At 67.9% G+C, this 23,311-nt stretch carries 22 protein-coding genes and 1 pseudogene; 8 read left to right on the top strand and 15 right to left on the bottom strand.

The genetic code is table 11. From position 1 onward, the window contains the following. Positions 1 to 26: 26 nt before the first annotated feature. From IC535_RS13870 to ccmA, 12 genes are all read right to left on the bottom strand, one after another. Complete coding sequence (locus IC535_RS13870; RefSeq protein ID WP_228886816.1) at positions 27 to 746, bottom strand: hypothetical protein; 720 nt, start codon at positions 744 to 746, stop codon at positions 27 to 29. 246 nt (positions 747 to 992) lie between these two features. After that, positions 993 to 1,331, bottom strand: a complete 339-nt coding sequence (locus IC535_RS13865; RefSeq protein WP_228886817.1) for a DUF1294 domain-containing protein — start codon at positions 1,329 to 1,331, stop codon at positions 993 to 995. After that, a complete protein-coding gene (gene metX, locus IC535_RS13860) occupies positions 1,328 to 2,440 on the bottom strand; it encodes a homoserine O-acetyltransferase MetX (RefSeq protein ID WP_228886818.1) in 1,113 nt (370 codons plus the stop codon). Before metX ends, IC535_RS13865 begins: the two co-directional genes overlap by 4 nt. A 64-nt stretch (positions 2,441 to 2,504) precedes the next feature. Continuing rightward, entirely contained in the window at positions 2,505 to 3,524 is a 1,020-nt protein-coding gene (locus IC535_RS13855) for a tetratricopeptide repeat protein (RefSeq protein ID WP_228886882.1), read from the bottom strand. Next, positions 3,518 to 3,952, bottom strand: coding sequence for a cytochrome c-type biogenesis protein (locus IC535_RS13850; RefSeq protein WP_429000395.1), 435 nt, complete (start codon positions 3,950 to 3,952; stop codon positions 3,518 to 3,520). Before IC535_RS13850 ends, IC535_RS13855 begins: the two co-directional genes overlap by 7 nt. A 13-nt stretch (positions 3,953 to 3,965) precedes the next feature. Beyond that, the gene (locus IC535_RS13845; RefSeq protein ID WP_429000396.1) at positions 3,966 to 4,490 is read right to left on the bottom strand and encodes a DsbE family thiol:disulfide interchange protein; all 525 of its coding nucleotides are present in this window, start codon (positions 4,488 to 4,490) and stop codon (positions 3,966 to 3,968) included. 111 nt (positions 4,491 to 4,601) lie between these two features. Further along, positions 4,602 to 6,515: a heme lyase CcmF/NrfE family subunit gene (locus IC535_RS13840; protein WP_228886821.1), complete on the bottom strand. Its 1,914-nt coding sequence runs from the start codon at positions 6,513 to 6,515 to the stop codon at positions 4,602 to 4,604. Continuing rightward, positions 6,516 to 6,977, bottom strand: coding sequence for a cytochrome c maturation protein CcmE (ccmE, locus tag IC535_RS13835; RefSeq protein ID WP_228886822.1), 462 nt, complete (start codon positions 6,975 to 6,977; stop codon positions 6,516 to 6,518). After that, positions 6,974 to 7,159 carry a heme exporter protein CcmD gene (locus tag IC535_RS13830; RefSeq protein WP_228886823.1) on the bottom strand — a complete coding sequence of 62 codons (186 nt, stop codon included), beginning with the start codon at positions 7,157 to 7,159 and terminating at the stop codon, positions 6,974 to 6,976. Before IC535_RS13830 ends, ccmE begins: the two co-directional genes overlap by 4 nt. After that, positions 7,156 to 7,932: a heme ABC transporter permease CcmC gene (ccmC, locus tag IC535_RS13825; protein WP_228886824.1), complete on the bottom strand. Its 777-nt coding sequence runs from the start codon at positions 7,930 to 7,932 to the stop codon at positions 7,156 to 7,158. Before ccmC ends, IC535_RS13830 begins: the two co-directional genes overlap by 4 nt. Positions 7,933 to 8,028: 96 nt before the next feature. After that, positions 8,029 to 8,724: a heme exporter protein CcmB gene (gene ccmB / locus IC535_RS13820; protein ID WP_228886825.1), complete on the bottom strand. Its 696-nt coding sequence runs from the start codon at positions 8,722 to 8,724 to the stop codon at positions 8,029 to 8,031. Next, positions 8,721 to 9,359, bottom strand: coding sequence for a heme ABC exporter ATP-binding protein CcmA (ccmA, locus tag IC535_RS13815; protein ID WP_228886826.1), 639 nt, complete (start codon positions 9,357 to 9,359; stop codon positions 8,721 to 8,723). Before ccmA ends, ccmB begins: the two co-directional genes overlap by 4 nt. Positions 9,360 to 9,516: 157 nt before the next feature. On the opposite strand from ccmA, the gene IC535_RS13810 reads away from it, so the two are divergent. The 3 genes from IC535_RS13810 to IC535_RS13800 all read left to right on the top strand — a co-directional run bounded on the left by IC535_RS13810 (position 9,517) and on the right by IC535_RS13800 (position 12,025). Then, positions 9,517 to 10,665 (top strand): pyridoxal phosphate-dependent aminotransferase, encoded by a 1,149-nt coding sequence (locus tag IC535_RS13810; protein WP_228886827.1) that lies wholly within the window; start codon positions 9,517 to 9,519, stop codon positions 10,663 to 10,665. Beyond that, positions 10,665 to 11,498 carry an amidohydrolase gene (locus tag IC535_RS13805; protein WP_228886828.1) on the top strand — a complete coding sequence of 278 codons (834 nt, stop codon included), beginning with the start codon at positions 10,665 to 10,667 and terminating at the stop codon, positions 11,496 to 11,498. The genes IC535_RS13810 and IC535_RS13805 overlap by 1 nt, the downstream gene beginning before the upstream one ends. Before the next feature lie 92 nt (positions 11,499 to 11,590). After that, positions 11,591 to 12,025: a hypothetical protein gene (locus tag IC535_RS13800; protein WP_228886829.1), complete on the top strand. Its 435-nt coding sequence runs from the start codon at positions 11,591 to 11,593 to the stop codon at positions 12,023 to 12,025. A gap of 409 nt (positions 12,026 to 12,434) precedes the next feature. On the opposite strand, the pseudogene IC535_RS13795 reads toward IC535_RS13800, so the two are convergent. From IC535_RS13795 to IC535_RS13785, 3 genes and pseudogenes are all read right to left on the bottom strand, one after another. Further along, positions 12,435 to 14,177 (bottom strand): annotated as a pseudogene (locus IC535_RS13795) (pseudouridine synthase); the annotation flags it as partial. Then, entirely contained in the window at positions 14,170 to 15,207 is a 1,038-nt protein-coding gene (gene scpB / locus IC535_RS13790) for an SMC-Scp complex subunit ScpB (protein ID WP_228886831.1), read from the bottom strand. The gene scpB and the pseudogene IC535_RS13795, both read right to left, overlap by 8 nt. Positions 15,208 to 15,222: 15 nt before the next feature. Next, positions 15,223 to 16,131, bottom strand: a complete 909-nt coding sequence (locus IC535_RS13785) for a segregation and condensation protein A (RefSeq protein WP_228886832.1) — start codon at positions 16,129 to 16,131, stop codon at positions 15,223 to 15,225. 346 nt (positions 16,132 to 16,477) lie between these two features. Here IC535_RS13785 and IC535_RS13780 point away from each other — a divergent pair, with 346 nt between their 5' ends. The 5 genes from IC535_RS13780 (at position 16,478) to IC535_RS13760 (ending at position 23,287) form a co-directional block, all read left to right on the top strand. Continuing rightward, positions 16,478 to 16,777 (top strand): YciI family protein, encoded by a 300-nt coding sequence (locus IC535_RS13780; RefSeq protein ID WP_228886833.1) that lies wholly within the window; start codon positions 16,478 to 16,480, stop codon positions 16,775 to 16,777. Further along, a complete protein-coding gene (locus tag IC535_RS13775) occupies positions 16,774 to 17,043 on the top strand; it encodes a BolA family protein (protein ID WP_228886834.1) in 270 nt (89 codons plus the stop codon). The genes IC535_RS13780 and IC535_RS13775 overlap by 4 nt, the downstream gene beginning before the upstream one ends. A gap of 148 nt (positions 17,044 to 17,191) precedes the next feature. Beyond that, positions 17,192 to 18,220, top strand: a complete 1,029-nt coding sequence (locus IC535_RS13770) for a LacI family DNA-binding transcriptional regulator (protein WP_228886835.1) — start codon at positions 17,192 to 17,194, stop codon at positions 18,218 to 18,220. Between the two features lie 126 nt (positions 18,221 to 18,346). Beyond that, the gene (locus IC535_RS13765) at positions 18,347 to 21,406 is read left to right on the top strand and encodes a TonB-dependent receptor (RefSeq protein ID WP_228886836.1); all 3,060 of its coding nucleotides are present in this window, start codon (positions 18,347 to 18,349) and stop codon (positions 21,404 to 21,406) included. Positions 21,407 to 21,652: 246 nt separating this feature from the next. Continuing rightward, entirely contained in the window at positions 21,653 to 23,287 is a 1,635-nt protein-coding gene (locus IC535_RS13760; RefSeq protein WP_228886837.1) for a glucoamylase family protein, read from the top strand. The last annotated feature ends 24 nt before the right edge of the window (positions 23,288 to 23,311 follow it).

Genomic DNA, 23,311 nt, shown 5'->3' with positions numbered 1-23,311 from the left:
GGAAGCATCGAAATTACTGGGCCGATTTAGAACCAGTCGTCGTCATATGTCCAGACCGACCAATAATCGCTTGAACCCACGCTGTTTCCATTGGCAAGCCAAATGCCTTGGTAAGCCGTGGATGGGCCTGGAACTGGCGTCGGGGCCGGTGTTGGGACTGGTGGTGGATCGACATCATCACACCGGTAGCTCGCATTGAAGCCACAGATTCCGGTGTTCTCCATCACAACGGTTCGCCCTTTGCGTTCACACTGCCGAATTGCATCGTGCTTCGTGAACTGGTCGTTTGTATAACAAGCGATGCCCATAAAAATGGGAACCATGACGACGGGAGCCAGCCCCGCAGCCGCAGCTTGGTTCGCTTTCGTTTCTGCGATAGCGAGCTGCTGCGGTGTCAGTGTTTTGCTGATCAAGTTGTTGCCGCTAATTGCGACTACGTGTGAAGTTGCCGGGTCGTACTCGACGGAATACAGCTTTCCGCTGCTATCAATAGACTCAAACATCAGTCGGCCATTGATGATGGCTCCTGTGTTTGGAACAACTGACGTCGAACTAATTTGAGCCATCGACGGCTCATCAAAGTCCTTCTTGGGCGGGTCTGCCTCTTTCGCCCCGCTACTAAGGGGAAGAAACGCTGCGACGGACAACGTCGCGACAGTGACGATACTCCTGATCATCCAAACCTCCATTGTTTGTGCTGTTAATTGCTTCCCGGCAATGATGTCCTGATAGAACTGCTTAGCCAATGCGCCTGCAAGGCTGCGTGCTGGAGTTATTGCCTAGCCAAGATTTCGGCTGCAATTCAAACCTTTGGTCCTATGTATAGGGGCAAGGTTTAGTTCCTTTTTGTAACTCTGTCAACAGTGATAGGGCGCTCTCTGGAATCCCGAAGAAGGCCACGGAGGTGGCGGGTTGCCGAAATGCGGTCATGCCCGGGAATTGCGGCATGCCCCCCGCGATTGTGTGGTCATTCAGGAACCGGCGCAGGGAATCTATGCACGCAGCAGCACCACCAACGACGCGATATTGGCCACCACGCACAGCGCGAATACCCACTGGAACGCGGTCTTGCGGTGCTTGTGGGCGAACACCGATTGGCCCAGCAGCGCGCCCGGCCAGCCGCCGGCGAAGGCCAGCAGCTGCAGGGTGCGTTCGGGCGTGCGCCAGCGGCCCAGCCGCGCGGCGCGCTTGTCGTGCCCGTACAGTGCGAATGCCACCACGCTGGCGAGTGCATACCAGGCGGCCAGCCACGCTGGCAGCCAGCCGCTGACCGCCGCGCCGGCCAGGGCGCCGGCGGCGGCCAGTGCCAGATAGCGGCGCCCGTGCTTCACAGCGTGGCGAGGAAGTCGCCCACCGCCGGCCCGAACCGTGCGAAGTCCACCAGGAACGCATCATGCCCCTGCGGTGAATCCAGCCCGATGAACTGCGCGTCGGCGCCGCCGGCGCGCAGGCCGTCGGCGATCTGTTGCTGCTGCTGCACCGGGAACAGGATGTCGGTGTTGGCGCCGATCGCCAGCGCCTTGCCCACCTTGATGCTGGCCAGGCCGGCCAGTACGTCGCCGTCGGCATATTCGGCCAGGTCGAACCAGTCCATCGAGCGGCTCAGGTACAGATAGCAGTTGGGGTCGAAGAAGCGCACGAAACGCCGGGCGTGGCCTTCCAGGTAGCTTTCCACCTGGAATTCCAGGCCGAACGGATCTTCGTCGGTCTGGTCCGAATCCAGCCGCACGCGGCCGAAGCGGCCGTCCCATTCCAGCGCCGAGCGGTAGGTGATCACGCCCAGCTTGCGCGCCATGCGCATGCCCGATTCGGGGTAGCTGTCGTCGCTGTAGCGGCCGGCATCCCACTTGGGATCCAGCCGGATCGCCTCGCGCTGCAGCGAACGGATCGCGATGGAGAACGGCAAGGCCTGGGCGCTGCCGGAGATGTTGATGTGGCTGCGGGCGATGCCCGGGTGCAGCAGCAACACGGCCAGTGCGGTCATGCCGCCCATCGAGTTGCCGATCACGCAGGCCAGTTCGCTGATGCCCAGGGCGCGTACCACCTCCACCGCGGCGCGCGCGCCGTCTTCGATCGACAGTTCCGGGAAGCCCAGCCGGTACAGCGCGCCGGTGTCCGGGTCGATGCTGGCCGGGCCGGTGGAGCCCTTGCAGCTGCCCAGCGAATTGACGCAGACCACGAACCAGCGGTCGGTGTCGATCGGCTTGCCCGGGCCGAGCATGGCTTCCCACCAGCCGGGGGCCGGGTTGCCGGCGTTGGCGGCGGCATGCGCATCTGGCGACAGCCCGGTAACCAGCAGGATCGCGTTGGCGGCCTGCGCATCCAGGGTGCCCCAGGTTTCATAGGCCACGTGCGCGCCGTGCAGGGCGCCACCGCGCTTGAACGGGAACGGGGAGGGCAGGGCGTGGTAACGGGTGCCGGCCGGAATGAATTCAGTCATGCGGCCATTTTAGCCCGGCTGCAGGCCGCGGCCGAGGGCACGCCAACACCGTGGAGGGCCGGCATCAAGGCCGGTCCGGCGCGCCCAGTACCAGTTGCACCGTTCCGGCATGCGGCAGGCGCACGCGCACCGGCGCCGAATCCAGGTCGCCGTCCTGGCGGCTGGCGTTGCCGGAGACGGACAGGCGGGCGAATACCTCCACCTCGGCATGGGCCGACAGCGGCTGGGTCGGCATCGGGCTGTCGGCATCGTCCAGGCTGAGCTGCAGCGGCAGCGCACCGAGCGGGTGTTTTTCCACCGCCACCGGCATCGGCGGGCCGCCCGGCACGCGGGCGATCACGAACACGCTGGCATCGGCGGGCAGGGACGCGCGCGCGGCAAATGCCGGGTCCAGCCGGACCTGCACGCCCAGCGCGGTGCCGGCAACTGCGGCGGCAGCGGCGGTTGCAGCCGGCAGGCCGGCCTTGCCGCGGGCGATGGCGATCTGTTCGCGCAGCGCGCTGGCCGCGCCCGGGTCCAGGCGCGGCAGCAGCGCCTCCCAGATGCCGGCCGCTTCGGCGTCCTGGCCGCGCTGGCGCAGGGCGATGCCGAGCAGCCAGCTGGCGCGCTCGGCGTCGGGGGCCAGCTGCCGGGCGTGGCGCAGCCACTGCAGCGCGGTGTCGTCGAACTGTTTGCCGGCATCGGCCTGGGCCCGCGCCTGCGCGGCTTCGACCAGCACGCCGGGATCATCCGGGGCCAGCGCCACCGCCCGCGCGAATGCATCGGCCGCCGGCTGGTGCTGGCCCAGTTCGGTGCGCGCGCGGCCGAGCAGGGCCCAGCCGTCGGCGCGCTGCGGGTCGCGCTGCAGGGCCTGCTCCAGCGCCTGCACGCCCTGGCCCAGGTCGGTGGGCGCGGCGGCCACGGCGGCCGATGGCGCCTGCGGCTGCCCGACCAGCAGGTACAGGCAGGCACCGGCCACGCCCACGGCCAGCACCATCGCGATGAAGGGCGCGCGTCGGTCGCTGCGGCGCAATGGCCACAGCACCAGCAGCGCGGCCACGGTCGCGGTCAGCGCCGCCAGCGCGGGCAGCCACGCGCTCACCAGCCGTCCCCGGTGGTGTCGATCGGCTGGACCTGCCGGCTACGCCGGCGCACCACCCAGACCAGTACCCCGGCCCCGGCCAGCAGCAGCACGGCCGGGCCGAACCACAGCACGCTGTTGCGCGCATCCATCGGCGGGCGGTACAGCACGAACGGGCCATAGCGGTCGACCAGGAACTGCTTGATCTGCGCATCGTCATGGCCCTGCTGCATCAGCAGCAGTACTTCACGGCGCAGGTCATGGGCGATCTGCGCGTTGGAATCGGCCAGCGACTGGTTCTGGCACTGCACGCAGCGCAGTTCGGCGGCCAGCGCGTGGAAGCGCGCTTCCTGCGCGGCATCGCGGTAGTGCAGCGGGGTAGGGTCGGAGACCGCCTGCGCCGGGGCCAATGCGGGTGCCAGCAGGGCCGCGGCCAGGACCGCCGCGCGCAGCACCGGCAGGCGCCTACGGCGCGGCCGGCAGGGAACTTGCAGCATCGGCATTGGCACGCTCCACCTTTTCCAGTTCGGGAATCAGCCGGGTATCGATCACCTGCTGGGTCAGCGCGCCGCTGTACTTCCAGCGCACCACGCCACTGGCGTCGACCAGGAAGGTTTCCGGCGCGGCGGTGACGCCCCAGTCGATCGCGGTGCGGCCTTCGATGTCGGTGAGCACCAGCACGAACGGATTGCCCAGCTGTTCCAGCCAGCGCAACGCATCGGCCGGTTCGTCCTTCCAGTTGTAGCCGATCACGCGCACGCGCTTGGTTTCGGCAAAGCGGGTCAGCACCGGGTGTTCTTCGCGGCAGGCCGCGCACCAGCTGCCCCACACGTTGAGTACGTAGGGCGCGCCGCGCAGTTCGCTGCTGCTGACCTGGATGCCGGGGTCATGCAGCACCGGCAGGGTGAACGCCGGTGCCGGTTTGCCGATCAACGCCGAGGGCAGGATGTCGCGGTCGGGCGCGCCGGACTTCATCACCCCGTACACCATCAGCCCGAGCAGCCCGAAGAAGAACAGCACGCCGATGACGATGGCCACCGGCGGCAGCGGACGGGAAGCGGGGCGGGGGTCGGACACGGGGAACTCCTGGACGGCAGATGGCTAGGGACGGCGGAAACGACGGTCGGCGGCGGTGACAAAGCCACCCAGGGCCATCAGCAGGGCGCCCAGCCAGATCCAGCGGACGAACGGTTTGATGTGCACGCGCACCGCCCAGGCATTGTTGCCCAGCGGCTCGCCCAGCGCCACGTACACATCGCCGCGCACGCGGGCCAGGATGCCCGCTTCGGTCATCATCTGGCCGCCGCTGGCGTACTGGCGTTTTTCCGGGTGCAGCAGGGCCAGTTCGCGGTCGTGGCGCAGCACGCGCACCTGGCCGCGGTCGGCGCTGTAGTTCGGGCCTAGCTGGTGGTCCACGCCTTCAAAGCGCAGTTCATAGCCGCCCACCTGCAGGGTCTGCCCGGGCGACAGGGCGACCTCGCGCTGTACGTTCAGCGCTTCCACCAGCAGCGCGCCGGCCAGGAACACTGCCACCCCGCCATGGGCGAGGATCATGCCGATCATTTCCGCATTGAAGCGGCCGTTGCCGCGCAGCCGGGTCCACACAAAGCGCGCGGTGCCCAGCGCCACCCAGGCCGCGCCGGTCACGCCGGCAGCGGTCTTGAGCGCGCCCTGCGGCGCCGTGAAATACGCGATCGCGCCCAGCAGCAGTGCCAGCCCGGCCCAGGGCGCCAGCAGCGCCAGCGCGCGACGCGGCTGGTCGCGCTGCCAGTTGACCAGCGGGCCGAACGGCAGCAGGGCCACCAGCGGGACCATCAGCAACAGGAACAGCGTGCCGAAATAGGGCGGGCCCACCGAGACCTTGCCCAGCCCCAGCGCATCGGCCAGCAGCGGGTACAGCGTGCCCAGCAGCACCATCGCGCAGGCCGCGGCCAGCAGCAGGTTGTTGGCCAGCAGCAGGGTTTCGCGCGAGGTGGGCATGAAGCCGCGGCGCGGGTCGTCGCTGCCCAGCGCGCCGGCGCGCAGCGCATACAGCAGCAGCGCGCCGCCGATCACCAGGGCCAGGAACACCAGGATGAAGGTGCCGCGCGAGGGATCGGCGGCGAAGGAATGCACGCTGGTCAGCACGCCCGAACGGACCAGGAAGGTACCCAGCAGCGACAGCGCGAACGCGGCGATGGCCAGCAGCAGGGTCCAGCTGGCGAAGCTGCCGCGTTTTTCGGTGACCGCCTGCGAATGGATCAGCGCCGCCCCGGCCAGCCACGGCAGGAAGCTGGCGTTCTCCACCGGGTCCCAGAACCACCAGCCGCCCCAGCCCAGCTCGTAGTACGCCCACCAGCTGCCCAGCGCGATGCCCAAGGTCAAAAAGCCCCAGGCCACGTTGGTCCACGGCCGGGTCCAGCGCAGCCAGCGCGCATCCACCCGGCCTTCCAGCAGCGCGGCGATGGCGAAGGCGAACGGCACCGCAAAGCCCACGTAGCCCACGTACAGCATCGGCGGGTGGATGATCAGCCCGGGGTCCTGCAGCAGCGGGTTGAGGTCGCGTCCTTCCAGCGGGGCCGGGATCAACCGCGCGAACGGGTTGGAGGTGAAGATCAGGAAGGCCAGGAAGCCGATGCTGATGATGCCGAGCACGCCCAGTACGCGCGCGCAAACCTGCGCCGGCAACCGCTGCGACCACAGCGCCACCGCGCCGCTCCACAGCGCCAGTACCAGCGCCCACAACAGCAGCGAGCCCTCATGGGCGCCCCATACCGCCGAATAGCGGTAGGCCAGCGGCAGCAAGCTGTTGGAATTTTCGGCCACATAGCGCACCGAGAAATCCTGGCCGACAAAGGCCGCGGTCAGTACCGCAAAGGCGCCCAGCAACAAGGCCAGCTGGGCGAACGCGGCCGGGCGCGCCACTGCCATCCATGCCTGCTGCCCGCGCTGGGCGCCCCACAGCGGCAGCACCGCCTGCAGCATGGCCATCAACAACGCACTGACCAGCAGCACCTGGCCCAGTTCGGGCAGCACTCAGGGCGCTCCGGCCGGCGCCACCGGCACATCGTGCTTGCGGTGGGCCTGGCCCATCTTGTCGGCCACTTCCTTGGGCACGTAGTTTTCATCGTGCTTGGCCAGCACTTCATCGGCGATGAAACGGCCGTCCTGCAGGCGGCCGCTGGCGACCACCGCGGTGCCTTCGCGGAACATGTCCGGCAGAATCCGCGAGGTGCTCACCGGCAGGGTGGCATCGCCATCGGTGACCACGAAGTGCGCCTCCAGCGAACCGGTGGCGCGCTGGAACGAGCCCTTCACCACCATGCCGCCCAGGCGGAAGCGCGATTGCGGGTCGACCTCGCCGCGCAGCACTTCGGCCGGCGTATACAGATAGGCGATATTGCGCTGCAGGGCGAACGCCACCAGGGTGGTGGCCAGCGCCGAAGCCAGCAGCAGCAACAGCACCCAGATCATGCGGCGGCGTTGCACCGGGGTCATCGGCTCAGCTCCGGCGCCAGCGGGGTAGCGGTTTGCGGCTGGGCGCGTGCCTGCAGCCGTTGTTGGCGGCGCAGGGCCTGCCGCCGCGCCAGGCGCAGGCGCAGCCACGACCCCAGCGCATCGCTGCCGAGCACCAGGAAGAACACCGCGTAGGCGGCGATGATGAAGGGCAGGTGGCTCATCGCGGCGCATCCTCGATCGGGGCCGACGGGGTGCCGGCCAGTTGCCCGCCGACCCAGGCCTTGCCGGCTTCGCGGCTCAGGTTGTCGGCGCGTGCCTTGGCCAGCAGCGAACCGACGAACCACAGTTTGGTGGCCACCACCATCCACCACAGCGGCGCGATCAGTTCATCGCGCACCGCGTTGGTGCCAAAGACGTTGATCGACTGGCGCTGGTGCAGGCCGCCGAACCAGTCCACCGAATAGCGGATCACCGGCAGCAGGCCGACCCCGACGATGGCCAGCAGGCCGGCCGCGCGGGCGGCGCTGCGGCGGTCTTCGATGGCGTGGTACAGGCCGATCACGCCCAGGTACAGGAACAGCAGGATCAGCTCGCTGGTCAGCCGCGGGTCCCAGTCCCACCAGCCACCCCAGGTGCCCTTGCCCCAGATGCTGCCGGTGAGCAGGGTGACCAGGGTGAAGCCGGCGCCCATCGGTGCGCAGGCCATCGCCAGGATTTCGCAGATCTTGATCCGCCAGACCAGGGCGATGACCGCATAGAAGGCCATCAGCGCGAACACGAACAGGCTCATCCAGGCACTGGGCACGTGGATGTAGATGATCCGGAAGGCATCGTTCTGGGTCTGCTCGGGCGGCACCACGAACAACCCCTGCCAGACGCCGATCAACAGCACCGGCAGCGCGGCCACGTAGAACACGCGCGACCAGCGCGCGGCAAAGCGGTCGAAGGTGGGCGGCGAACCGAGTTGGTGGAACCAGCGGACGATAGTGTGCATGCAGCGGTGGCTATCCAACGAAGGGCGACGATTCAACGGACGTGACGCAGCTGGTTGAACGATGACGCTGGAAACGGTGGTGCGGTGGACCAAGCCTCAATTCAATGAAATCCGGATCGCCGCGGCGGTGATCAACGGTGCCAGCACCAGGGCCACCACCAGCCCGGCGCCGAGCAGCAGCAGCGGGCCGATCGGATCCTGCCCGCCTGCCGCTGCCGCCACGCTGCCCGCACCGAACACCAGCACCGGTACATACAGCGGCAACGCCAGCAACGCCACGAGAATACCAGAGCGCCGGATACCGACGGTCAGTGCGGCCACCACGCCGCCGATCAGGCTCAGCAACGGGGTTCCCAGCAGCAACGATGCCAGCAGGATGGGCAGTTGGTCATGTGGCAGATGCAGCATTTCGGCCAGCAGCGGGGTCATCACGATCAGCGGCAGGGCGGTGCTGGCCCAATGCACCAGCACCCGCACCAGCACCAGCCAGGCCAATGGCACCGGGGCCAGCAGCCATTGTTCCAGCGAACCGTCCTCGGCATCGCTGCGGAACAGCGAATCCAGCGCCAGCTGCCCGGCCAGCAGCACCGCCAGCCACATCACCGCCGCGGCCACCTGCGCGATCAGCGCAGGTTGGCGGCCCAGCGCCAGCACGAACAGCACCACCACCAGCACGGCAAACATCAGGGGCTGCAAGGCATCGCCGCGCCGCCGCCAGAGCAGGCGCAGATCGCGGCGGACCAGCGCGCAGGCGGTCTGCCACAGGCCGGGCTGGGTACCGTGGGCGATCATGCCGCGCTCCCGGCACGGGCCAGGCGCAGCAGCCGGGTCTGCACTGGCGGGGCGGCATAGGCGCCGTGGGTGGTTACCAGGGCGGCGCCGCCGCTGCGCAGATGTGCGGAAATCATCCGGTTCACCAGGTTGATGCCGTCCAGGTCGAGGTTGGCATAGGGTTCGTCGAGCAGCCACAGCGGCGCCGGCGACAGCCAGATCCGGGCCAGTGCCAGGCGCCGTTTCTGGCCGGCCGAGAGCTGCCGCACCAGGGTGTCCTCATGGCCGGCCAGGCCGACGATGGCCAGCGCGTTGCCCGGCATCTGGCGCGCGCGGCGGCCGTGCAGGCCGCACAGGAAGTCCAGGTTTTCCAGCGCGCCCAGGTCGGCCTTCAGCGCCGGCAGGTGGCTCAGGTAGGCCACGAACTGCGCCCGTTCCGTGTGCCCGGCCGGGCGGCCATCGATCTGCACCTGCCCGGCATCGGCGCGCAGCAGGCCGGCCAGCACGCGCAGCAGGGTGGTCTTGCCGGCCCCGTTGTCGCCCTGCACCAGCAAGGCTTCGCCGGCGTCGATGTGCAGGTCGAGCGGGCCGAACACCGGTTCATCGTTGCGACTGAAGGCCAGGCCCTGCGCGGCCAGCAGCGGAGGAGGGTTCAAGGGCGGGTCTTTGCGATGGATGGGGCCGACAGTGTATCGGGGGCGGGGCGGTGGGACGAATACGCGAATGCGGGTTTACGCCATACCCACCAACGGTGGGTAGCTACCGCTGGGTTGCGTACACTGCGCTTTCCCCCTTTCTTTTTTTTTCCGGCCGATGCAACCGCAGACCAAGCTGCCCAAGGTGGGCACCACCATCTTCACCGTGATGTCCCAGCTGGCCGCCGAGCATGGCGCCGTGAACCTGGGCCAGGGGTTTCCGGATTTCTCCGCGCCGCAGCGCCTGCTCGATGCCACCATCCAGGCCATGCAGGGCGGGCTGAACCAGTACCCGCCGATGACCGGGGTGGCGCCGCTGCGCCAGGCGATCGCGCAGAAGTCGCTGGACCTGTACGGCGCGCAGCTGGACCCGGACAGCGAAATCACCGTCACCAGCGGCGCCACCGAGGCGATCTTCAACGCCATCCACGCGGTGGTGCGCCCGGGCGAGGAGGTGATCGTGCTCGACCCGGCCTACGACTGCTACGAGCCGGCGATCGAGCTGGCCGGCGCGCGCGCGGTGCACGTGCCGCTGGACCCGCAGACCTTCGCGGTGGACTGGGACCGCGTCCGCGCGGCGATCAGCCCGCGCACCCGTCTGCTGATGGTCAACACGCCCCACAACCCGTCCGGGGCGATGCTCACCGCCGATGACATGCAGGCGCTGGTCGAGGTATTGCGCGGCACCGATATCTACCTGATCTCCGATGAGGTCTACGAGCACATCATCTACGACGGCCGCCGGCATGAATCGGCGCTGCGCTATCCGGAACTGCGCGGGCGCACGTTCGTGATTTCCAGCTTCGGCAAGACCTACCACTGCACCGGCTGGAAGATCGGTTATGCGATCGCCCCGCCGTTGCTGAGCGCCGAGTTCCGCAAGGTGCACCAGTACAATACCTTCACCAGCTTCGGCCCGGCCCAGCATGGGTTTGCCGCGATGATCCGCGATGAGCCCGAACACCATCTGCAGCTGGGCGCGTTCTACCAGGCCAAGCGCGACGGTTTCCGCGAACAGTTGCTGACCACCCGGCTGACCCCGCTGCCGGTGCCGGGCGGCTACTTCCAGCTGGTGGACTATTCGGCGATCAGCGATCTGCCCGACCATGAATTCGTGAAGTGGCTGACGATTGAAAAGGGCGTGGCCGCGATTCCGCTGTCGCCGTTCTATGAGACCGCGCCGCTTGGCCAGCGCCTGGTGCGGCTGTGCTTTGCCAAGAACGATGCCACCCTGGACGCGGCGATCGACCGCCTGCAGGCGCTGTGATGGACGCACCCGTCCAACGCAGCGACCTGCGCGTCTCCCTGGTCCAGGGCGACACCCGCTGGCACGACCCGGCCGGCAACCGCGACCATTACGGCGCGCTGCTGGCGCCGCTGGCCGGGCAGACCGACCTGGTGATCCTGCCGGAGACCTTCACCAGCGGCTTCTCCAACGCGGCCATCGACAAGGCCGAAGACATGGACGGCCCGACCGTGGCCTGGATGCGCGAACAGGCCGCGCGCCTGGGCGCGGCGGTCACCGGCAGCGTGCAGCTGCGGGTGGGGCAGGGCGTGTACAACCGGCTGCTGTGGGCCACCCCGGACGGCGCGCTGCAGCACTACGACAAGCGCCACCTGTTCCGCTATGGCGATGAGCACCTGCGCTACGCCGCCGGCAGCGAACGCCTGTGCGTGGACTGGAAGGGCTGGCGGATCAACCCGCAGGTCTGCTACGACCTGCGCTTCCCGGTGTTCTGCCGCAACCGCTACAACGTCGAGCGCGCCGACGAGATGGATTTCGACCTGCAGCTGTTCGTGGCCAACTGGCCCTCGGCGCGCGCCTATGCGTGGCGCACGCTGCTGCGCGCGCGGGCGATCGAAAACCTCTGCTACGTGGCCGCGGTCAACCGCGTGGGCGTGGACGGCAACGGCCTGCACTATGCCGGCGACAGCGCGGTGATCGATTTCCTCGGCCAGCCGCAGCTGGAAGTGCGCGAGGTGGAGCAGGTGGCGACCACCACCGTGTCGGCGGCGGCGCTGGCCGCGCACCGCGCGCGCTTCCCGGCCATGCTCGATGCCGACGCGTTCACCTTGGGCGGGCCGGCCGGCGCTGGCTGAACGATGGCCTGACGCGCGCGGGCGGCCTCATCCAGGCCACACGCGCGCGCTGCTAGATTCCAGTCATTCCCATTGCGTACGAGCGGACCTGCATGAAGACGTTCTCCCTGGCATTGATCGCACTGGCCGGCATCAGCGTGGTGCCGGCGGCCCAGGCGGCCGGCAACATCGACTGCGAACTGCACTACAACCTGGCCGGCTGGTCGGTGTTGTACAAGACCGCCTCGGGTACCGGCACGATCAGCTGCGACAATGGCGCGCGCATTCCGGTCAAGATCACCGTCAAGGGCGGTGGGCTGACCGTGGGCAAGTCGAAGATCGTCGACGGCAAGGGCCGCTTCTCCGGCGCCTATTCGCTCAACGATCTGCTCGGTTCGTATGCCTCGGTAGAGGCGCACGCCGGTGCGGACAAGTCCAGCAATGCCCAGGTGATGACCAAGGGCGATGTGTCGCTGGCGCTGGCCGGCACCGGCAAGGGCTGGGACCTGGGCGTGGGCCTGGGCAAGTTCACCATCGAGCGGCGTTGAAGCAAGGGCATCCACGCCAAGGGCATCCGCACCAAGGCATCCACGCATGGCGTGGATCTACACGCGCGGCGCCATGCGTTTCCCTGTGAACCTGACAACGCCCGTAGATCCACGCCATGCGTGGAGACCACGCGCAGCGCGGCGTACCTGTCCGGCGGCGACCATCTGCACGCACCGATGATCCGTCCAGGTTGTTCCAACCGACACCGCAGGCGACGCGCCACCCGACGCCAGTAAACAAAAAAACCCGGCCGGAGCCGGGTTTTTCGTTTCAGCGGCTCAGCGATCAGGCGCCGCGCGGGCCGCCGCCACGATGACCGCCGCCACCCGGGCCGCGGCTGCCGCCGGGGCGACCGCCCGGGCCGCCGGGGCCGCGTGCGCCGGGGCCACCCGGGCCACGGTTGCCGCCCGGACCACCGGGACCACGTGCGCTCGGGCCACCCGGGCCACGGTTGCCGCCCGGACCGCCGGGGCCGCGTGCGCCGGGACCACCCGGGCCACGGTTGCCGCCCGGACCGCCGGGACCGCGTGCGCCGGGACCACCCGGGCCGCGGTTGCCGCCGGGGCCACCCGGACCACGGGCGCCGGGACCGTTGCCGGCCGGCCGCGCGCTGCCGTACGGGCTGAAGCCCGGGTTGGCGTGGTCGGACGGGAAGCTGGGGGCGTTGCCCGGATGACCATAGGGATGGCGGGACGGACCCTGGCCGCCCTGGGCGCCGCGGTTGCCGCCGCCGCCCGGACCGGCCGGACGGCCCTGGCCGCCGTAGCCGCCACGGCTTTCGCCGCCGTAGCCGCCGCCACCGCCTGCACCGCGGCCTTCGCCGCCGAAGCTGCGACCCTGGCCGCCGGCGCCGCCCGGACCCTTCGGCTTGCCGTACGGACGGCCTTGGCCACCGGCGCCTGCGCCGGCACCCGGACCGCGCGCACCCGGGCCACGGGCAGCGCCCGGGCCGGCATTGCGGTGGTTGCTCGGGCCGGTGCTGACACCGTCAGGCACGTACCAGCTGCGGAACGCGGCCGGGTTGCCTTCGGGCAACGCGCGGTTGCCCTTGTCCGGGCGCGCCTTGAACGGGCGCTGGGACTGCTTGGCCGCCGCTTCGCCGCTGACCGTCAGGCCACCCTTGAAGCCGCCGCCATTGCCGCCGCGGCCACGGCCGCGCTCTTCGCGCACGTTGTCGAAACGGCGCAGTTCGCGGCCTTCGTCGGCCGAATTGTGGCCGTTGACGTAGGCGTTGCCGCGGCCACCCTCGCGCGACACGCGCACGGTGGTCTTGGCCGCGCGGCGCTGGCCGATCACCGGCTGCAGGGTCAGCGCCGACGGCGCGCCTGCTTCCAGGTTCAGTTCGGCGCGCAGGGCTTCAACCTGCTTGACCGGCAGTTCCACCGACTGGCCGCGCAGCAGTTCGCGCGGCAGCGACACCTTGCCGTAGCGGGTGCGCTTGAGGCGGCTGACCTGGCAGCCCTGCGATTCCCACAGGCGGCGCACTTCGCGGTTGCGGCCTTCCTTGACCACCACGCGGAACCAGTCGTGCGAATCGGTGCCGCCGATGCGTTCGATCTCGTCGAACTTGGCCGGGCCGTCTTCCAGCGCCACGCCACGGGCGAGGCGGTCGACGATGTTGTCGGGCACCTTCTCTTCGCCTTCCGGGGCGCGCACGCGCACCACGTACTCGCGTTCGACCTCATAGGAGGGGTGCATCATCGCGTTGGCCAGCTCACCGTCGGTGGTTGCCAGCAGCAGGCCGGTGGTGTTGATGTCCAGGCGGCCGATCGCGATCCAGCGCGCGCCCTTCAGGGCCGGCAGCGCTTCGAACACGGTCGGGCGGCCTTCGGGATCTTCGCGGGTGGTCACTTCGCCTTCGGGTTTGTTGTAGGCCAGCACGCGCGAAGTTTCGGTCAGCGCGGTGGCCACGAAGCCACGGCCGTCCAGCTCGACCTTGTCGCCGCTCTTGATCGACATGCCGGTCTGCGCGACTTCACCGTTGACCTTGACCAGGCCATCGGCGATGCGCTGTTCCAGCGCGCGGCGCGAGCCGAGCCCGGCCTGGGCCAGCACCTTGTGCAGGCGTTCTTCCAGCTTGGGCTGGTCGGTGGCGGTTTCGCGCTTGAGCGAAAGCTTGTTCAAAGACGGCTTGCGGGGGGTGTCACTCATTCACTTGGCTCCGGCCGGCGACGGGTGCGTCGGCCTCTGGTTCGGGATCGGCTTCGTCAACAGCCACGGTCGTCGTCGCGACGGCGTTGTCTTCGGTTTCGTTCTGGGGCGCCGCGCGCTCTCCCGGCGCGGTATCGGGTTCGCCATCGCTGGCGGTCGTATCAGCGTCGTCGTCGGCAGGCGGCAACGGCGCATCGAATGGGGTGTCGGTGGCATCGGCATCGGCATCGGCCGAGCCTTGGGTATTGTCCGCATCTGCGGGCGGGTCCGCCAGTCGCGCCGCCGCCAGTGCGGCGCGGGCCGCCAACCGGGCAGCGGCGGGTTCGGGCGGGTCGACCGGCGCCGCATCCGCGTCGTCCTGGTCTTCGCCGGCCGCCGCCGGCAGGCCGGCGTCGTCGTTGGCCGCGTCGCCGTCCAGCTCGCCTTCCGGGCTGGCTGCGCCGGCGGGCAGGCGGCCGGCCAGCTGGCCGTGGCTGTCCAGCGGCAGCTGCGGTTCCAGCTCACCCAGGTCGCGCAGCTCGGACAGCGGCGGCAGTTCGTCCAGGCGCTTGAGCCCGAAATAATCCAGGAAGCCCTTGGTGGTGCCAAACAGCGCCGGCTTGCCGGGCACGTCGCGGTGGCCGATCACGCGGATCCATTCGCGCTCTTCCAGGGCCTGGATGATGTTGCTGCTGACCGCCACGCCGCGCACCTGTTCGATTTCGCCGCGGGTGATCGGCTGGCGGTAGGCGATAAGCGCCAGGGTTTCCAGGGTGGCGCGGGTGTAGCGGGTCTTGCGCTCGGTCCACAGCCGGGTGATGTAGGCGTGCACTTCGCCGGTGACCTGGAAGCGGAAGCCGGAAGCGACCTCGACCAGTTCCACGCCACGGTCCTGGCAGCCCTCGCGCAGCAGTTCCAGCGCGCGTTCGATGCTGCCTGGCGGCGCCGGTTCCTCTTCCGGGAACAGGCCCTGCAATTGCGCCAGGGTCAGCGGCTGGCTGGAGGCCAGCAGCGCGCCTTCGACAATACGGTTGATCAGCGGTTGATCCATGCGAGGGTCGGGTGCTCAGTCGGTTTCGTTGGCGGCGTCGGCGGGGTCGTCGAATTCGCTGTTGAACTGCAGCGGTTCGTTGGTGTTGCCGGCGGCCAGGGACTTGACGTAGATCGGCGCCAGCGGGGCTTCCTGGACGATGTCCAGCAGTTGTTCCTTGGCCAGTTCGAGCAGGGCCAGGAAGGTCACCAGCACCCCCAGCTTGCCTTCTTCGGCGGTGAACAGCGTTTCAAAACGGTAGAACTTGCCATCTTCCAACCGGCCCAGCACTTCGCCCATGCGCTGGCGCACGCTCAGGGCTTCGCGCTTGATCGCATGCCCGGTAAACAGCTCGGCGCGCTTGAGCACGTCGTGCAGCGCCACCAGCATTTCCTTCAGGTCCACCGGCGGCGGCAGCTTGATCGCGGCCCGGTCGGGGACGAAGGCATGTGCCACGCTGGTGTCGCGGTCCTGGCGGGGCAGGGCGTCGATGTCCTCGGCGGCCTGCTTGAAACGTTCGTACTCCTGCAGCCTGCGTACCAGTTCGGCGCGCGGGTCGGCTTCCTCGCCCTCGATGCTGGGCGGCCGCGGCAGCAGCATCCGCGACTTCACTTCGGCCAGGATCGCCGCCATCACCAGGTATTCGGCCGCCAGCTCGAAGCGCAGCTCCTGCATGACATTGATGTACTCGACGTACTGGCGGGTGATCTCGGCCACCGGGATGTCCAGGATGTCCAGGTTCTGCCGGCGGATCAGGTACAGCAGCAGGTCCAGCGGGCCCTCGAAGGCATCCAGGATCACTTCCAGCGCATCCGGCGGGATGTACAGGTCCTGCGGAATCTGCAGGACCGGTTGCCCATGCCACACGGCCAGCGGCATTTCCTGCTGCTGTGGGGCGGTCGGCCGGATTTGCGGGTTCGCGTCGAGCGCGAGTTCGGAGGTCATCAAGTTGACGTCAGTATTGCAACGGACCGGTCGCCGCACCGTGCCAGCGGCCGGAGCGTTCCGGGCGGCAAGATGGCAAGCCATGACACGCCTGTGTCGGCGCGGTTCCACACTTCAAACAGCAAGGCGCGCCGCGATGGGCAGCGACAGAACTACGGGAGGTCGTCTACGTGCGCTGGTGTGGGGCAGCGGGTCGATCGTCGGTCGGGTGGTGAAGCCGGTTGCCGACGGGGCTGCTGCGTCCAGCCACGTGCAATGGGGACAAGAGTACGGGTTCAGGCCGGCAGTGTCCAGCCGGGCGGGCTAGAATCGCCGGGTTCGTTTAGTTGAGCCTTGGGAGTTGCCTATGTGGTATGTGATTGAAGGCTATGACGGTGCCGATGTGCTGGCGGCCCGGCTGGCGGCGCGCGCGGACCATCTGGCCCGGCTGACCGCGCTGCGCGATGCCGGCCGGCTGCTGCTGGCCGGGCCGTGCCCGGCGATCGACAGCGAGGACCCGGGCCCGGCCGGGTTCAGCGGCAGCGTGGTGATCGCTGCGTTCGACTCGCTGGAGGCCGCCCAGGCCTGGGCCCAGGCCGATCCCTACGTGGATGCCGGGGTATATGTGCGGGTGCAGGTGCGCCCGTTCCGCAAGGTGCTGCCATGAACCGGGTCGAGCGCATCCGCGCGGCACTGCAGCAGGCGCTGGACCCGGTGCAGCTGGAGGTGGAGGACGACAGCCACCGGCACGCCGGCCATGAGGGCGCCCGTGACGGCCGCGGGCATTTCAACGTGCACATCGTCAGCGCCGCCTTCGAGGGCAAGCTGCCACTTGCGCGCCACCGGGCGGTCTATGCCGCCCTGGGCAGCATGATGGACACCGATATCCACGCGCTGTCCATCCGCGCCGAGGCACCGGCCAAAAACGCCTAAACCCTTGTCCTGCCTTGTCCTGGCCAGTCCCGAAGGGGGCTGCCATGGACAGCTTTGGGTTACCGGCGTGCGACATATGGCTAACGTAGTGTTTACATTCAGGATTGAAAACGCTTACATTCCGCGCCAAGCCCCAAATCTCTAAGCCGTGGAGGGCGGCGAAGTGAACAAGGCAGCCATCACAATCAAAGATGTAGCCCGCGAAGCCCGCGTCTCTGTGGCGACGGTCTCGCGTGCCCTGAACGGCCATGAAAATGTCGCCGAGCCCGTGCGCAAGCTGGTGCTGGAGGTGGCTGCGCGCCTGCGCTATACGCCGCATGCCGCCGCCCGCAGCCTGAGCAGCCGCCGCACCAACACCATTGGCGTGGTGCTGCCGGACCTGTACGGCGAGTTCTTCTCCGAGTTGATGCGTGGCATCGACGGGGTGGCCCGCGAGCGCCGCCAGCACCTGCTGGTGTCCAGCTACCACGGCGACCAGGAGCAGCAGGGCGCGGCCCTGCGCGCCATGCGTGGCCGGGTGGACGGCCTGCTGGTGTTGTCCCCGTACGCCGAAAGCCCGGGGTTCCTCACCGACAACCTGCCGCAGGCACTGCCCACGGTGCTGATCAATACCTACCTGCCCGAGCAGGATCATCCGGTGCTGAGCATCGATGACCATGCCGGGGCGATGACGATGACCCGCCACCTGCTGGATGTCGGCCACCGTCGCATCGCATTCATTTCCGGTCCGGACCTCAACTTCGATGCCCGCGAGCGCCTGCGTGGTTTCCGTGACGCGCTGGCCGCGTTCGGTGCCGGCGCTGCCGGCATCGAGTTGCCCGGCGACTTTGACGAAGCCTCCGGCCACCGCGCCGGGCAGGAGCTGCTGGCAGCCGGCACGCTGCCCGATGCCGTGTTTGCCGCCAACGACATGATGGCGCTGGGCTGTCTGTATGCGTTCGCGCAGGCAGGCGTGCGGGTTCCGGCCGATGTCGCCCTGGCCGGCTTCGATGACATTCCGCTGGCGCGTTTCGTTCACCCATCGTTGACCACGATGCAGGTGAGCATTGCAGATCTCGGCGATAAGGCGATGACGCGTCTGTTGCAGTTGATGGACGGCAACAACACGGAAGTGGCCGGTGACAAGCAGACGCTTGTGCCGAGCCTGATCGTGCGTGATTCAAGCGGTAGGTCATGACCGTTGGTCATGACGCAACACAAGGTAGTGCAGCAGGTCGCGACCGTTGGTCGTGACGCATCCAAACCACGCAATCAAAAAAACGACAGGGGCCGCAAAGACGGCCACCACCACCCGGAGATTTACATGACGTATTCCAATCACCGCACCCGCGTGCCGGCCCGTAGCCTGCTGACCAGCGCGCTGGTCAGTTGCCTGCTGCTAGGCGCCGCCCCGACCCTGATGGCGCAGTCGGCCACCTCTTCGCTGCGTGGCCAGGTCGCCCAAGCCCAAGCCGGCACCGAAGTGACCGCCACCAACCTGGCCAGCGGCTCGGTGCGCCGCGCCACCACCCGCGCCGACGGCAGCTATTCGCTGATGGGCCTGGACCCGGGCACCTATGACGTGGTGGCCAATGGCCAGACCCAGAAGGTGACCGTGACCGTGGCCTCCGCGGCGACCCTGAACTTCAGCGGCGCGCCGGCCAACGGCGGCACCGCCAATGCCACCAACCTGGACACGGTCAACGTGATCGCGCCGACCCTGCTGCAGGAAGTGCGTACTTCCGAGGTGGGCAAGACCGTCAGCCTGCAGCAGATCCAGACCACCCCGCAGGTGTCGCGCAACTTCCTGGAGTTCGCCGACGCGGTGCCGGGCATGATCTTCACCCGCGATGCCAAGGGCAACACCTCGCTGCGCGGCGGTGCCACCAATGCCGACGGCACCAACGTCTACATCGACGGCGTGGGCCAGAAGAGCTATGTCAAGGGCGGCGGCGTGGCCGGCCAGTCCGGCAGCGCCGGCAACCCGTTCCCGCAGCTGGCCATCGGCGAATACAAGGTGATCAGCGGCAACTACAAGGCCGAGTACGGCCAAGTGTCCAGCGCGGCGGTGACCGCGGCCACCAAGTCCGGTACCAACGAGTTCAAGGGTGAAACCTTCTACCGTTACACCAACGAAGACATGCGCGCCAAGACCCCGGCCGAGCGCCAGGTCGGGCAGACCAAGGAAGCGTCGGCCGAGAAGGAATACGGCTTTGCGTTGGGTGGCCCGATCATCCAGGACAAGGCGCACTTCTTCGTCACCTACGAAGCCAAGCGCTTCGACCTGCCGGTCACCATCGCCCCGGAAGGCTCGGTGACCAACCGCGTCGGCCTGCTGCCGGCCGGCGCTGCCGCTGGCCTCGGCCCGGCCAGCCAGCCGTTCGAGCAGGACCTGATCTTCGCCAAGATCGACTTCGAGCCGACCGACAACGATCGCATCGAACTGACCTTCCAGGACCGCGACGAAACCCAGCAGCAGTTCAGTGGGCAAACCGCGCCGGAAGCCGGCCGCGAAGTGGTCAACACCGACCGTCGTTACGCGCTGCGCTGGAACCACAGCGGTGAGCGTTACTACAACGAGCTGATGGTCACCCACGAGGATTCGTTCAACAATCCGACCCCGCTGACCCTGGCCAACGGCATCACCTACACCGCACCGGACGGCACCGAAGACCGCACCCTGGTCAAGATCGGCGGCGCCTCGGCACTGGATTCGCAGGTGAAGGGCCAGAAGGGCTGGTCGATCGAAGACAACCTGACCCTGGACGGCATCCAGTGGGCCGGCGACCACACCATCAAGATGGGCGCGAAGTACAAGGAAATCGACCTGTACGCATCGGATGCGGCACAGATCAATCCGGCCTTCACCTATACCTTGGGCGATGCGGACTTCCCGTCCGACATCCCGTACAAGGCGCAGTTCGTCAAGCCGGTGACCGGCGTGTCGGGCGTGTCGGGTGAAGTGCGTTCCAAGTCCAAGCAGATCGGCCTGTTCATCCAGGACGACTGGCAGGTCAACGACCATCTGCAGCTGAACATCGGCCTGCGCTGGGACTACGAGAAGACCCCGTCCTACCTGGACTTCGTGACCCCGCAGCAGGTGGTCGACGCGATCTACTCGCAGGATCCGCGCGCGCCCGCCGGCCAGACCTACGCCGATTCGCTGGCGCTGGGCGGCCTGGACATCGGCAACTACATCAGCACCGGCCACAACCGCAAGGCGTTCAAGGATGCCTGGCAGCCGCGCCTGGGCTTCTCGTATGACATCAACGCCGACGAGCAGCACGTGATCCACGGTGGTGCCGGCCGTTCGTACGATCGCGACCTGTTCGACAACCTGCAGCTGGAAACCACCAAGCTGGCGCTGCCGCAGCCGACCATCTACTTCCGCAACCCGGCCACCGGCAGCTGCCTCAATGGCCAGGCCGCCTGCTATGACTGGAACCCGAACCTGCTCAACGGCATCGGCAACCTGCAGTCCCTGGTCGGTGCGACCAGCAATGCCGGTCTGGAAGTGGACCTGCTGAACAACAACCTGAAGGCCCCGTACTCGGATCAGTTCAGCCTGGGCATGAGCAACCAGGTCGGCGACTGGCTGACCGATGCCACCATCTCCCGCACGCTGAGCTACGACGGCTTCGCCTTCACCCTGGGCAACCGCTACCCGACCGGCCAGTTCTTCGATGACCCGCGCCTGTGCGGCGGCAGCGACCCGGGCCTGAGCCAGGCCTGGAGCTGCAACGTGCCGGGCTTCGGCAGCCTGATCATCGGCCAGCAGGGCATCAAGACCCGTGCGACCCAGGTGCTGCTGTCGGCGCAGAAGCCGTTCACCAAGGAAAGCGGCTGGGGCACCTCGATCGCCTACACCTGGACCACCGCGCGCCACAACCGCGACATCAACGAGAAGTACGCGTTCGACCGCGGCCTGATCGAGGATTACCCGACCATCCGCTCCAACGGCGCGCCGCGCCACCGCCTGGTGGTCACCGGTTCGTACGCCGGCTTCTGGGGCATCACCTTCGGTGGCAAGATCACCCTGGCCACCCCGACCGCGGTGAACGACTGGTACCCGGTCACCCAGTCGACCGGCTTCGACCTGCCGACCCCGGGTGCCGCAGTGCCCAACGGCAACGGCAAGTTCCTGATCGGTGGCAAGATCTTCGGCTACCGTTCGGTCGACCTGCAGGCCACCAAGACGTTCAAGATGCCGGGCGATACCGAGCTGTATGCGCGTATCGACATCATCAACGTGTTCAACTTCGACAACTTCTCCAACTACAACTACACCAAGTCCGACGGCAAGCTGCTGGCCAGCTACAACGAGACCGGCGATATCGTCGGTACGCCGCGCCAGGTCAAGGCCGAAGTCGGCTTCCGCTTCTGATCGCAGCGGTACAGGCATTACCCGGCACCGCCCTCATGGGCGGTGCCGGGGCAGCACCGCCGGCCGGCCTGGGCCGACCGGCGGAACTGCACAGGCGCTTGCCCGTCGGTGATCGGCAAGCGCGTGTGCGGTGGGTGCCCCTGGGGGTACCGCCCGCGAACTCCCCCTTCCGCCCCCGCGGATTTTTTTGGCCCGGAATCTGTAAACGATTTCAGCCCGGTTGAGGCTATGCTCTCCAGCACGAACATGCGCAGAAAGAGGTGGTCGGTGAAAGCACATCGGATAGTGGCGTTGGCGGTATTGTCGTTGGCGCTGGCTGGTTGCCAGCAGCAGGCGCCGGACGAGCCGGCCAAGCCGCGCCCGCCGGTGATCCTGATCGAGGCCGATGCGCCGCCGCGCCCGATGAAGCCGGAGCTGCCGCCGCTGTTTGACGATATCGAGCGCCGCACCTTCCAGTTCTTCTGGGACACCACCAACGAAGTCAACGGCCTCAGCCCCGACCGCTATCCGTCGCGCCCGTTCGCCAGCATCGCCTCGGTCGGCTACGCGCTGACCGCCTATCCGATCGGCATCGAGAACGGCTGGGTCAGCCGCAACCAGGCGATCGACCGCACCCTGCTCACCCTGAAGTTCTTCCGCGACCTGCCGATGGGCCCGCAGCGCACCGGCAAGGGCGGCTACAAGGGCTTCTACTACCACTTCCTGGACATGCAGCAGGGCCGTCGTTACGACAGCTGGGTGGAACTGTCCAGCGTGGATACGGCGCTGCTGATGATGGGCGTGCTGTTCGCGCAGTCCTATTACAGCGGCGATGACCCGCGCGAAAAGGAAATCCGCCAGATCGCCGATACGCTGTACAAGCGCGTGGACTGGACCTGGCTGCAGCAGCGCGCGCCGCTGATCTCGATGGGCTGGTTCCCCGAAAGCGGCTTCATCGACCACGACTGGATGGGCTACAACGAGGCGATGATGGTCTACATCCTCGCCCTGGGCTCGCCGACCCATCCGGTCAGCCCGGATGCGTGGACGGTCTGGACGCGCACCTACGACAACGATTGGGGCGTCTACCAGGGCCAGGAATACCTGTCCTTCGGGCCGCTGTTCGGCCACCAGTACACCCACGTCTGGGTCGATTTCCGCGATATCCAGGATGCCTACATGCGCGAGCGTGGCAGCACCTATTTCCTCAACAGCCGTTCGGCCGCGCTGGCCCAGCGCGAGTACGCCATCGCCAACCCCATGAACTGGAAGGACTACGGCCAGAACGTGTGGGGCCTCACCGCCAGCGACGGGCCGCAGAACACCACCCAGGAATACCGCGGCGAGCAGCGCCAGTTCCGCCATTACTCCTCGCGCGGCGCCGGCCTGCGCGAGAATTTCGACGACGGCACGATCGCGCCGACCGCGGCGATCGCCTCGGTGGTGTTCGCCCCGGAAGAAGTGATCCCGGCCACGCTGGAGATGCACAAGCGCTACGGCGACTACATCTATTCCAGCTACGGCTTCCTGGATTCGTTCAACCCCAGCTTCAACTACGACATCCCGATCAAGACCGGTCGGCTGGTGCCCGACCGTGGCTGGGTGGCCAGCGACTACATCGGCATCGACCAGGGCCCGATCCTGACCATGATCGCCAACTACCGGAACGATTTCGTCTGGGACGTGATGAAGAAGAACGCGCACATCCGCAAGGGCCTGGAGCGCGCCGGCTTCAGCGGCGGCTGGCTGACCCCGGAAGGGGAAGACCAGCCGCTGGAACTGCAGAAAGATGAAAAGGCGGCCTCGGCGCGCTCGGTCGGCATCGCCGAATCGCGCGCGGCCGCCGCCCAGGAACAGAAGAACAGCTCCACTTCGAACCGCAACCAGCCTCAAGGGAAGTAAGCAGTGCCATTGTCGTCGCGCCCC

This window comes from Stenotrophomonas rhizophila (assembly GCF_020857975.1).
GTDB lineage: Bacteria > Pseudomonadota > Gammaproteobacteria > Xanthomonadales > Xanthomonadaceae > Stenotrophomonas > Stenotrophomonas rhizophila_C.
This window is presented reverse-complemented; position numbering and strand designations above follow the sequence as displayed.

Coding starts and splice junctions, on each gene's coding strand:
- IC535_RS13845 (WP_429000396.1), bottom strand. CDS start 4,490: ATGGTGTACGGGGTGATGAAGTCCGGCGCGCCCGACCGCGACATCCTG.
- ccmC (WP_228886824.1), bottom strand. CDS start 7,932: ATGCACACTATCGTCCGCTGGTTCCACCAACTCGGTTCGCCGCCCACC.
- IC535_RS13830 (WP_228886823.1), bottom strand. CDS start 7,159: ATGAGCCACCTGCCCTTCATCATCGCCGCCTACGCGGTGTTCTTCCTG.
- IC535_RS13805 (WP_228886828.1), top strand. CDS start 10,665: ATGGACGCACCCGTCCAACGCAGCGACCTGCGCGTCTCCCTGGTCCAG.
- IC535_RS13800 (WP_228886829.1), top strand. CDS start 11,591: ATGAAGACGTTCTCCCTGGCATTGATCGCACTGGCCGGCATCAGCGTG.
- IC535_RS13765 (WP_228886836.1), top strand. CDS start 18,347: ATGACGTATTCCAATCACCGCACCCGCGTGCCGGCCCGTAGCCTGCTG.
- ccmE (WP_228886822.1), bottom strand. CDS start 6,977: ATGACCCCGGTGCAACGCCGCCGCATGATCTGGGTGCTGTTGCTGCTG.
- IC535_RS13775 (WP_228886834.1), top strand. CDS start 16,774: ATGAACCGGGTCGAGCGCATCCGCGCGGCACTGCAGCAGGCGCTGGAC.
- scpB (WP_228886831.1), bottom strand. CDS start 15,207: ATGGATCAACCGCTGATCAACCGTATTGTCGAAGGCGCGCTGCTGGCC.
- IC535_RS13785 (WP_228886832.1), bottom strand. CDS start 16,131: ATGACCTCCGAACTCGCGCTCGACGCGAACCCGCAAATCCGGCCGACC.
- IC535_RS13760 (WP_228886837.1), top strand. CDS start 21,653: ATGCGCAGAAAGAGGTGGTCGGTGAAAGCACATCGGATAGTGGCGTTG.
- metX (WP_228886818.1), bottom strand. CDS start 2,440: ATGACTGAATTCATTCCGGCCGGCACCCGTTACCACGCCCTGCCCTCC.
- ccmB (WP_228886825.1), bottom strand. CDS start 8,724: ATGATCGCCCACGGTACCCAGCCCGGCCTGTGGCAGACCGCCTGCGCG.
- IC535_RS13780 (WP_228886833.1), top strand. CDS start 16,478: ATGTGGTATGTGATTGAAGGCTATGACGGTGCCGATGTGCTGGCGGCC.
- IC535_RS13810 (WP_228886827.1), top strand. CDS start 9,517: ATGCAACCGCAGACCAAGCTGCCCAAGGTGGGCACCACCATCTTCACC.